General features: G+C 51.8%; 7 protein-coding genes and 1 pseudogene. 3 read left to right on the top strand and 5 right to left on the bottom strand.

The genetic code is table 11. From position 1 onward, the window contains the following. Both AACZ40_RS25135 and AACZ40_RS25130 read right to left on the bottom strand, forming a co-directional pair. The coding region (locus AACZ40_RS25135) for a DUF1549 domain-containing protein (RefSeq protein WP_339676310.1) at positions 1-2,114 on the bottom strand (2,114 nt) is incomplete at its 3' end. A 314-nt stretch (positions 2,115-2,428) separates the two neighbouring features. Beyond that, positions 2,429-3,988 (bottom strand): arylsulfatase, encoded by a 1,560-nt coding sequence (locus AACZ40_RS25130; RefSeq protein ID WP_291176653.1) that lies wholly within the window; start codon positions 3,986-3,988, stop codon positions 2,429-2,431. Positions 3,989-4,215: 227 nt separating this feature from the next. On the opposite strand from AACZ40_RS25130, the gene AACZ40_RS25125 reads away from it, so the two are divergent. Then, positions 4,216-5,463, top strand: coding sequence for a tyrosine-type recombinase/integrase (locus tag AACZ40_RS25125; protein ID WP_291176365.1), 1,248 nt, complete (start codon positions 4,216-4,218; stop codon positions 5,461-5,463). A 15-nt stretch (positions 5,464-5,478) separates the two neighbouring features. Further along, entirely contained in the window at positions 5,479-6,612 is a 1,134-nt protein-coding gene (locus tag AACZ40_RS25120; protein WP_145187055.1) for a site-specific integrase, read from the top strand. Between the two features lie 104 nt (positions 6,613-6,716). On the opposite strand, the gene AACZ40_RS25115 is transcribed toward AACZ40_RS25120, so the two are convergent. Continuing rightward, on the bottom strand, positions 6,717-7,019 hold the full coding sequence (locus AACZ40_RS25115) for a helix-turn-helix domain-containing protein (protein WP_145187057.1): 303 nt from the start codon (positions 7,017-7,019) through the stop codon (positions 6,717-6,719). A gap of 375 nt (positions 7,020-7,394) precedes the next feature. Here AACZ40_RS25115 and AACZ40_RS25110 point away from each other — a divergent pair, with 375 nt between their 5' ends. Then, the gene (locus AACZ40_RS25110; protein ID WP_145187059.1) at positions 7,395-8,744 is read left to right on the top strand and encodes a helix-turn-helix domain-containing protein; all 1,350 of its coding nucleotides are present in this window, start codon (positions 7,395-7,397) and stop codon (positions 8,742-8,744) included. Positions 8,745-9,175: 431 nt separating this feature from the next. On the opposite strand, the gene AACZ40_RS25105 is transcribed toward AACZ40_RS25110, so the two are convergent. Next, a complete protein-coding gene (locus AACZ40_RS25105) occupies positions 9,176-10,399 on the bottom strand; it encodes an IS91 family transposase (RefSeq protein WP_291176360.1) in 1,224 nt (407 codons plus the stop codon). Further along, positions 10,396-10,892: pseudogene (locus tag AACZ40_RS25100) on the bottom strand (tyrosine-type recombinase/integrase). The gene AACZ40_RS25105 and the pseudogene AACZ40_RS25100 overlap by 4 nt, the downstream one beginning before the upstream one ends. Between the last annotated feature and the right edge of the window lie 22 nt (positions 10,893-10,914).

Genomic DNA, 10,914 nt, shown 5'->3' with positions numbered 1-10,914 from the left:
GCGTTGCGGCCCACATGCCTCCAGAGCCCCTCCGGTTGAGGCGGGTAGACGGGCGGGCCTCCCATTTTTGTTGAGAGCAGACCGCTGATGGTCAGCGCGTTATCGCGAATCGTTTCCGCCGAAAGTCGCAGCCGCGGGCCGCGCGTATACAGTTTGTTGTAAGGGTCCGCTTCCAGCAGTGCGGGTGTGATACGCGCCGACTGCTGATAAGTGGCTGACATCACGATCAGTTTGTGAACCTGTTTCATCGACCAGTTGTGGTCCATGAACTCGACCGCCAGCCAGTCGAGTAATTCGGGATGCGTGGGGGCATCTCCCTGGCTGCCGAAATCTTCCTGGGTGGCGACAATGCCATGACCGAAGAACTGTGCCCACCAGCGATTCACGGTGACCCGCGCGACCAGTGGATTCTCGCGGGCGACGAGCCAGCGGGCAAACTCAAGTCGGCTGGGCTGGTCTTTTGTTTCGAGGGGATGCAGAGCGTCGGGTGTGCGGGGAGTGACTTCGGCCCCCTTGCTGAGGAAATCGCCGCGTTTGAAAATATTGTTCATGCGGGGTTCGGGCATCTCTACCATCACCAGTGTGGAATCGGGCTCCAGTGCGGTTAACTGTTCGCGAACCTGATTCAGTTGCTTGTCGAGATCAGCGTACTCCGTATCCTGTTGACGTTGAAACTGTGTTAAAGCGTTGGTCTGTTTCTTCGTCCGTTTTTCTGTTTCGGTTTGCAATGCTTTGCGAATGTCGGCGGGAATTTTGCCGGCTTCTTCGCTGTTTTCCAGCAGCGCCAGTGTGCTTTCTTCCCATTCCGACCAGGCAGTTTTGAGATCTTTTTGACGCTGGTTCAACTGCTTCTGCAATGCCAGGCGTTCGGCCGTGAGTTGCTCTTTGGTTTTCAGTTCTTCTTTTGCCAGGGGAACCGCCAGTTTGGGGCCGGTGACTTCGAACGTCACGCTCTTACCCACCTGTTTGACCTCCAGCGGCGTGTTATTGAAGAAAGCGAAAATCTGGTAGTAGTCCTGCTGCGAGAAAGGATCGTATTTGTGATTGTGGCACTGCGCACATTCGAAAGTCGAACCGAGCCAGACCAGGCCGGTGGTATTGACGCGGTCGAAGATCTGGTTGACGCGATTCTCTTCGGGATCGACGCCCGCTTCGACGTTACAGGTCGTACAGCGATGAAAGCCGGTGGCGATTTTCTGATCCAGGGTTGCCTGGGGGATCAGGTCGCCGGCAATCTGTTGAATGGTAAACTGATCAAAGGGCAAATCCTCATTCAATGCATTGATGACCCAGTCACGATAGAGCCACATCTCGCGCAGCTGATCCGCCTGGAATCCGTTCGAGTCGGCATAGCGGGCGAGATCCAGCCACTGCCGGGCCCACTTTTCTCCATAGCGGGGTGACTTGAGCAGTTTGTCGACATATTTCTCATACGCGGCGGGGGTCGGATCCTTCTCAAACGCGATCACATCTTCGGGTGAGGGGGGCAGGCCGATCAGGTCGAGGGATACACGTCGCAGCAGTCGCGCCGGGCTGGCCTGCGGAGACTGAGTGAGTGGCGGCGTTTGCTGTGATAATTTTTCTGCGACAAACGCATCAATGGCATTGTGAATGCGAAACGCAGGGTCTACCTGAGGCAGAGGACTTTTCGCCGGGGGGATGTAGGCCCAGTGCTTCGGTTCTTCCGATTCGGTCGGCCAGTCTGCGCCGGCGTCAATCCATTGTTTGAGAGTCTGAATTTCCTGCTGTGTCAGTCGTGTGCCGACCTCGGCGGGAGGCATTTGTTCGCTCTCGTCTTTGCTGGAGACGCGATGCAGGAGCAGGCTCTCTTTACTGTTCCCGGGGATAATCGCCGGTTCACCCGAATCGTTACGGAGCAGAATATTTTTGCGACTGGTTAAGCGCAGTCCCCCTTCACGGGCATCCGGACCATGGCAGTCCTGGCAGTGTTTCACAAACAGCGGGCGGACCGATTTCTCAAAGTCGATTTTATGAGCCGCCGGTTTTTCGGCTGACGCAGGGGCACCATGAGAAGTGGCTGGTGTGCTCAACAGAAGTAAGGTGAGAACCGTAAGGCAGCCGCAGAGAGTGCGGGGAACTTGAGAACCATACATACGCGTTCAATCCCTGTCAGGCCACCCGTAAGACTTTAACAATCTCAAAAGGGAACCTGTGAGATAATTGAAAGTAATGCCGGTCCGTCAGAACCGCCGAATTCGGGGGACGGTAGTCAGACACCACTGCCTGACGGGCTGAATTCATTTTGGGGAGAGTCGATAGACGTTCTTCTTTTCCTGTCGGAATAAATCCATGCTTCAGGATAACGCAGGAGTACGGAAATTTCAAGTTTTTTCATTTGAAAGCCGAGCGGGCGGATAATCGGCATTTCTGAGATTATCGGTTAGCTAAAGTCCGAGTGAAGGCTGACTTAGGATTTCTTCTTCGGGTTCTTCCTGGCCGGTTTTTTCAGGCTTTGTGCTGATTTTCCCGCTTTAAAGATGTCGACTTCGCCCGTATTCGGCTGCGGTTTGCCCGGAGTGGAACGTCCGCGGTCGGCATAACTCTGCAGTAATGCAGTCAATTCCCTGACGACTTCCGGATGGTCCGCCTGCACATTTTTCTGTTCGCCAATGTCTGCTTTGAGGTCATACAGTTGGATGGCGGGCAGGTCACTCAGATCATCTTTGCCCGGCTTGGGGAAACTCCAGCCTCCCGAACCGGGACAGAGTTCGAGCTTCCAATGATCCTTGCGAATTGAAAATGCACCGCGGATTGAATGATGGACGGCGGCTTCCCGGAGCCGTGTATCGGCTTGGCCTTCCATGGCGGGCAGAATGCTGACGCTGTCTTCACCCGCGTCATCGGGAACTTTTGCACCCACGATGTCGGCGGCGGTCGCGAACAGATCGGTCAGGCAGGTGAGCTGGTCCGAATGCGTGCCCGCTTTAATCCGCGCGGGCCAGTTGGCGATGAAGGGAACCCGATGTCCGCCTTCATAGATGTCGGCCTTGTGACCGCGAAACTGGTAACTGGGTTGATGATCTTTGTCGGCCATCTCTTTGAAGTTGGCCGCGGGTGAGCAGCCATTGTCGGCGGTGAAAATGATCAGTGTGTTGTCTGCGATACCCTGTTTCTTGAGCGCCTGCATGACCTGGCCGACGGTGTCGTCGACCTGCATCACGAAATCGCAGTAGGCGTTGATGCCGCTTTTTCCCTGCCATGCGGGTGTCGGCAGAATCGGCGTGTGTGGCGCATTGAGGGGAAAGTAAATGAAGAACGGCTTGCCAGTCTTTGCGGCAGCCGCCCGTTGATCGATGATCTCAACAGTCTTATCGGTGATGCGGGGCAGTACGTCGATGGCTTCAAAATCTTTATGCGCGGGACCATCGCGAAAGAAAGCTTTGGTGAGAGTGGGAATGCCCTGGCTGCGATCGTTTTCAATATAGACATACGGGGGCATGTCGAGTGAGGCGCTGATGCCAAAGAAGTAGTCGAAACCGACGCTGTTCGGCCCATTCTGGATCGGCTGGGAATAATCGACGTCCCAGCCCGGATTGGTTTTTTTGTCGTACCCGGCTTCGGTCGCGAAGCCCCCTTTTTTAAGTGACCAGTCCATCCCCAGATGCCATTTACCGACACAGGCAGTATAGTAACCATGTTCTTTGAGCATTGAGGGGACCGTTTCGCGACCCGGTTCAATCAGTCGTTGTGACAGTCCCCAGAGCACGCCACTTTTGAGCCGCGAGCGCCAGTTGTAGCGACCGGTGAGAATCCCATAGCGGGTCGGTGTGCAGACGGACGAACTGGAATGCGCGTCGGTAAAAATCATGCCGCCCTGCGCGAGCTGATCCAGATGAGGCGTCGCAATTTTACACTCCGGATTGAGCGCCCTAATATCGCCGTAACCCATATCGTCCGCAAGTATAAATACAATATTAGGTACACTCTTCTTTTCAGAGGAATATGCTATATTAAGCGAACCAAACACAATGTATAATGTCAGTGTTGTAAGGATGAGTGTAGTAATATTATGTAGTAAATATCTATTTGATGATTTTTCATCAAGCCCGGAAATTACTGCTGCAGGTTGCATAATGGCTCCAATCAAAGTGATTCTTCTCGGGGATTGCAAGTTATTACCTTTTAGTATCAGCCAATGGAACCAGCGGGTCAAGCAAATCATTACCCGAATCATTTTTGATGAAGCGGAACAGCATGAAACAAAAACGCACAAAACGACGTCAAACACATGGTTCCGCCTGGCATTGGAAGCAGACGGACTGCTGGTACTATACCCAGCCAGGTACCAAAAAACGGATTGCGCTGTTCGACGAAAAAGGCGAGCGACTTCGCGGTAAAAAACAGAAACGCGAAGCCGAAATCGCACTGGCCAGAGAAAAACTAACCTGGTCTGATGAAACAACTATTCATGCAAATCATGGTCCCTGGTTGGTAGCACGGGTTTGTTCTGAATATCTGCAGTACTGTGAACGCAGTCTGGAAAAAAACACAATGAGCAAAGGGCATTGTATTAACTCAGTTGCCTGGCTGAATGACCTTTGTGGCTACTGTGGAGCGCTTCCAGTTTCTGATCTCAAAAAAGGACATGTGCAGGAATGGATTGATAGTCACGAGACTTGGAAGAGCCCGGCCACACGTCGGAGTGTTATCTCGATTGTGAATGCCGCGTTTAACCGCGCTGAAGAGATGTTCGGAGTAGTCAATCCGATTAAAGGGCTCAAGAAGCCGAAAGAAAATCCACGCTTGGCTTCTCTCTCCCCCGAAGAAGAGCAGGCACTATACGATATTTGTGAGCCCTGCTTCAGCAATTTCCTCTTTGCTGCGATTCATACTGGACTTCGTCCTTTTAGTGAACTGGCCCGTTTGACGGCCGATGATATTGAGGAACACGATCGCGGCATGATGTGGAGGGTGTACGCCAGTAAGACTGATAAGACGCGGAAAATCCCTGTCCGACCGGAGATAGCAAAGCTCACTCGTCAGTTGATGAAAACTGCCCCTAAGGGATCAGGGAAACCCATCTTCAGAAATACAAGAGGAAATCCCTGGAAACGCATGAATGGTGTGCTGAGGTTTATCGGATTAAAGAAAAAACTGAAATGGAATGATGATCCAGTCAAAGGCAAGTACTCCTGCTATACGTGCCGTCACACGTTCGTACATCGAATGTTGTCCGGGTATTGGACGGATGGAAGAGGTGCCTCAATCGAAACAGTGGCTGAACTCATCGGTGACACACCCGCGACCACCTTTCGGCATTATGGTCGAGAATGGGCTCAGAACTACCAGGACCCCTTATGGAATGCCATTGGTGAAAGTTCTACTGGACCCAAAGACAGTCAGTCTAAAACAAAACGAAAGCAGACCAAAGCTACTAAGAAAACGAGCAGGTCAGGTAGTACAAACTCGAGACGTAAAGTTGCTTCAACGAAGACAAAATAAGGACCATGTTGATCAATGGCAGAAAAATCAAAATCCCGTCAAAGGCGTTCCCGCGGACGTGCCTGGTATTGGGAACAGACGGATTCCTGGTATTTCACGCCACCGGGAACGAAAAAACGTTTGCGTCTTGTTGATACCACAGGGCGTCCTGTTCGCGGGAAAGAGAACAGTCAACTTGCAGAACTGGCACTGGCCCGGGTGAAAGCTGATGGGGACTGGTTGCCGACTCCAGAACAGAAGAGTAAGGTGGTGATACAAGTTGCCATGGTGTGCTCGCGGTATCTTGAACATTGTGAAGCTCGATTTAAACATGGAAACCTCAGCTCGGATTACCATGCTGAAGTGGCACGGTATCTGAATGAACTGTGCGCCTATTGTGGTGCTTTGGCCGTGGACGAATTACAGAAAGGGCACATACAACATTGGGTGGAAAGCCATCCTACTTGGAAGTCGACGGCGACACAGCGGAATGCGATGAGTATCGTGATGGCAGCCTTTAATTTTTACACAGAGGAAGTCGGCTCCATTCACAATCCCCTGGTGGGAATGCAAAAACCACCGCAGTGCCCACGACTCCATTCTTTCAGTGAAGAAGATGAGCAATTGCTGTATTCTGCTACCGATGATTATTTTGGCAATTTCCTGTTTGCTGGAATTCATACAGGACTACGTCCTTTTTGTGAACTGGCCCGCGTTACTGCCAATGATGTCATTGAATCTGAGCGGGGTATGCAATGGCGGGTCTATGCCAGCAAGACTGGGAAGACACGTACCATTCCTGTGCGGTCTGAGGTCGCTGAATTGACACGACAAATGATTGAGGAAGTGGGAGCTGATCCCACAACTACTCTTTTTCGGAATTCGCGAGGAGGTGCCTGGACGAAAGTGGCTGGCGTGCAACGTTTCCGTAAAATACGACAGGACCTAGGATGGCTCAATGATCCTGTCCGCAAGCAGTATTCGACTTATACCTGCCGTCATACATTCGCGCATCGGATGCTCGCCGGCTACTGGAATGAGGGACAGGGATGTTCCATTGAAGTTTTAGCAGAGTTGATGGGGGATACTCCCAAAGTGGCCTTTGATCATTATGGCCGTGAGTGGGGACAGCATTATCAGGAGCCTCTGTGGACGGCAATTGGAATGTAAACCACGCTCCAAAATCAGCTTTAGTTTGAATATTACTCAGCTGAAAATACTCAGTATCTGCCGCCTCTGTAGACAAGAATAGGACTCAACGTAAGTGTTTTGAGCTAATCTGGTCGCCCCAATGGTACCGTAATGCCTGGAAACTGTTTGGAATTTGTCGCCCTGTGACGGTGTATCCTAGTCTGAGGTTTGACACGCATTTCTTCTTTGATGCGTCCGATTTCACTCTTTTCGATACGAATCCGCCCCTGTCCTCTCCGGCCTCCCTGAAAGTATTTGATTTCCACAGCGGTTCCGCGTAGTACAAACTCACCACAGTCTGACTGCGCAAGCCAGTCGTAAAACGTCAGGACTGAGATCCCGAGTTCTTCTGCTGCCTGCTGTGCTGTTAACCAGTCTGTTGCCATGTCCGACCCGAATGTCGATACAAAGTGATGATATTGTTGACCCAGTGGTCATCTCGATCATCAGATTGTCGCAATTGAGGGTCGCACAATTGTCGCATGACGCGACAATTGACTGCTTGGGGAAGATTTTTGAGAAAAAAGTTAAATAATTTGCCTGATAAGCGTTCGTGTAGCCGGGCATTAAAAAACTTCCTCACTGTAAATATGAACCCTTGCCTTTCAACAGTGGGCATAGATATCAAGGAACGAACTAGGTTCGATAGAAAAATATTGCTGTCTAATGATCTCGATTGGACTAATATGCGTTGGAATGGAACCGGATTCTGTTGTAAGTGATCCGTTTTATCTCGATCTTAATTTTGAGCTGATACTTTGATGAATAAATTATTGTTGGCATTACAGGGGTTTGAGGATTTAGGTCCGCTTCAAGAAATAAATATGACGGAGGAGAAATCAGATCTTATTGAAGCGTGGTTAAAAGAGAGTGTTTGTCCTGTTGTAGAAGAGTTGGTCGATTTAACGACTTTTCAGTCAAATACTCTTTGGTCTGCTTCACACTTAAGTAAAGGTACGGAGACGCGAGAACGCAAACTTGTGGAGTATGTCGATGATTGCTTGGTTAAATTTGCAGTTCAATTGGAAGCCTGCTTTCCCTACGTTTATCAGGCTAGGATTCCCATACACCACATTAATGATATACGTTTCATTGCTCAGAGACGCTGGTTCGACCTTGTCCATGCAGAGGATTTTTATCAGCCGACACAGCAATTGTTATTAGAGGATTTCAATAATCAGCACACAAATAATTTTCGAAATTACAAGCAGAATAAAACACCAGCTGATCATGTCTGTGACAGCATGTTTGCCCGCATAAAATATTGGAAAGAAATTTTAGATCAAATATATAGACTCTTCTTTGCGAATATACGGATAGATGATGAGCAAAGTATGAAAGATTTTTCTTCTCTTATGGATTGTGTGACGCAATTAGATTCCTCAGTCAAGGAATTACAAAAAGTATGTCTGAAATCCAAGCAAAAAACTCTCCGAGATGCTTGCACAACTTTATCATTAATTTATTTGTCTTACGCGGATCGTCCTGAATTGAATTGGCTCGTGGAAGATTCAAGTGAAGTAGAAGTGAGATCACGATCTTTTCGAAGATGTGTCGTACGACCTCCCGGAGAAATCCAACATGTTGAGAAGCAGTTAGATGGTACTTTCAAACTTATAAAGAAAGAGCCTGCTTCATTATGTAATCCTGCAGTAATCCGAAAAGTTGCTCAAGCTTTGATGGACATCAAGCCTATTTATGAAGTTCCGGATAGCCCTGAGGATTTGATCGACTGGGCTTGCTCTCAATCCCGTCTGGTTTTAGTTGATCATTCACCGCGACAGGTCTTTTGGGATGGAGAACCTATTGTCCAAAAATGGGACACTGAAACTGTTCAATGGAATTTGTTATGGATTCTGGCATGCAACCCGGGAAGAACTGTTGATAAAGAGATGCTATATAAGCCTCAGGGTCAGAAAATTAGTTCGCGACGTACTCGTCTCAAAGAATTGCTCAACGGGTGCGAAGCATTAAACCAACTGATTAAAACTATTCGCGGCCAAGGATATCGTCTGGAATTAGATAGTGACAACATTATTTTACTGCAGTCTGATGGACTTGGAGGTTTAAACAGAGTTCCTACCAGAAAATCTAGAAGTATTAATTCTTAAAGTAAGCTTCAGTCGGCAGTCTCTCCTCTTGATGTGCTGGCATTAACCGCATCATAGGCTAAATTAATACGCTTTTTGTGTCATAATAAATAGGATTATATGCAGCGTGTTAGCATTCAGGTGGAGCGGTTTTTCGGGGTACTCAACACGCGGCATATGATCTATTGGACTGAACCGCAGGGGCGTTTTCGACTATGGGGATTGAATGCCCGCAGGGTGAAAACAGCGTTCTGTTTTCTCTGTGATTGCGGGCATGATTCTCCGACGGGATCGTTCGCTCAAGCGTCGAGGCAGGCCGCTGTGGCGGGTTGTAATTGCCAGGACGGTTGTGCGGGGCGTCCCGGAGACGGAATCCGTCACCGGCGCAGACCCCGACCGGAACACTCTATGAAGGGAGATCAAAACGAGGGGCCGGTTCTCTTGCAGAAGACTCATGAGGTATCACAGACCTCCCAGAGTTCGGAAGCCGGCAGCGAGGCACGAACAAAATATGGAGCAGGAAGTCGCTCCCAGCGGGAGTGCAATTCCTGCGACCTCTGGAGTGCGGCTTGACCACAGGAGGGACAGATGGCAGACGATTCCCCGGGAACCGGAGACGCTGCCCGAGGACGTTTTTCGCTCAGAGGCCCCGCTCCTTCCAGCAGTCCGCGGCACAGCGCGATCTTCTCTGCCCGGAAGCGATTGGCCAGAAAGCCATAATGCCGAATCCTCATCAACCCGTCCGGAAGCACATGTTGCAGGAACCGGCGGAGAAACTCCGTGGCGGCGAGTGTCATCGTCCGCTTCCGACTGCCTTGGGCGTAGTCTTTATAGCGGAACGTGACCTGGCCGTCTGCGACGTTCAACAGCCGGCTGTTCGAGATCGCCACGCGGTGCGTATAGCGTGCCAGGTATTTGAGGACCGACTCGGGGCCGCCGAAAGGCGGCCGGGCATACACGACCCATTCGGTCCGTACGGACCGGTTGAGCAGACGCTTGAAGCTCTGGGGATCGGCGACGGAAGCCAGCCTCCCGGGGAATTCCAGTTTCCCCGCGGCAAACGCCTGCCTGAGCAGGTCCAGAAACTTGCCGCGAAACAGCCGGCTGAGTACGCGTACTGGCAGGAAGAAATCGGCCCGGCCTGCGACCCAGCGTGTGCGGTCGGGCGCCAGTCCGCCGGAAGGGACCACGCAATGCAGGTGGGGATGCGGCATCAGGGTTTGTCCCCAGGTATGCAGTACGGCCAGAAACCCGATTTCCGCCCCCAGGTGCCGGGGATCGGCGGCGACTTCCAGCAGCGTCTGGCTGGCCGCGCGGAACAGCATCCCGTACATCAGCCGCGGGTTGGCAAGCGTCAGATCCACCAGCAGGTTCGGCAGCGTGAACACCACGTGGAAGTAGGGCACGGGTAGCAGTTCGGTTGCCCGCTGCTGCATCCACTGCGCACAGGCGGAACCCTGGCACTTGGGACAGTGACGGTTTCGGCAGGAGTTGTAACTGATCTGTCGATGCTCACAGGAGCGGCACGTTTCCACATGCCCTCCCAAGACCGCAGTCCGGCAGTTCTGTAGCGCCCGCATGACGCGGCGCTGGGCGACGGACGTGGTGTATCGCTTCAAATATTCGGCGCCGTACTGCCGCACGACGTCAGCGAGTTCCCACCGGGGCCGGGTCATGCGTCCTCCTGTGGTGTGTCTGCCTGGTCCTGCTCGTAGAGCATTTCCAGGGGACTGCGGGTGCGGCCGATCAGGTGCGTGGAAACGTGCGTGTAGATCGCAGTAGTCCGCTGACTGGCGTGTCCCAGGAGTTCCTGGATGACTCGCAGTTCCGTACCGGCTTCGAGTAGATGGGTGGCAAAACTGTGACGCAGCATGTGCGGCGTGACGGCTTTGTCCAGGCCGGCTTCGTTGCGTGCATCCGGCAGACCTGTTGCACCGTTGATACGGCGATCGGCTTGACCCGTGAAGGACTGAGAAACAGCCAGTCGTCCGGACGGGCGGCCCACCAGTAGTGCCGCAGCATTTGCAGCAACAGGGGTGAGAGCAGCGTGTAGCGATCTTTGTTTCCCTTGCCCTGCACGATGCGAATCACCATCCGCTGGCTGTCAATGTCGCACACCCGCAGACGCACTGCCTCGGAAATCCGCAATCCCGACGCGTAGGCCGTCATCAGGATGGTGCGGTGCTTGAAG

Source organism: uncultured Gimesia sp., assembly GCF_963972345.1.
Classification (GTDB): domain Bacteria; phylum Planctomycetota; class Planctomycetia; order Planctomycetales; family Planctomycetaceae; genus Gimesia.
The sequence above is the reverse complement of the archived record's forward strand: the minus strand, read 5'-3'. Positions and strand labels throughout refer to the sequence as shown.

Coding starts and splice junctions, on each gene's coding strand:
- AACZ40_RS25105 (WP_291176360.1), bottom strand. CDS start 10,399: ATGACCCGGCCCCGGTGGGAACTCGCTGACGTCGTGCGGCAGTACGGC.
- AACZ40_RS25115 (WP_145187057.1), bottom strand. CDS start 7,019: ATGGCAACAGACTGGTTAACAGCACAGCAGGCAGCAGAAGAACTCGGG.
- AACZ40_RS25110 (WP_145187059.1), top strand. CDS start 7,395: ATGAATAAATTATTGTTGGCATTACAGGGGTTTGAGGATTTAGGTCCG.
- AACZ40_RS25120 (WP_145187055.1), top strand. CDS start 5,479: ATGGCAGAAAAATCAAAATCCCGTCAAAGGCGTTCCCGCGGACGTGCC.
- AACZ40_RS25125 (WP_291176365.1), top strand. CDS start 4,216: ATGAAACAAAAACGCACAAAACGACGTCAAACACATGGTTCCGCCTGG.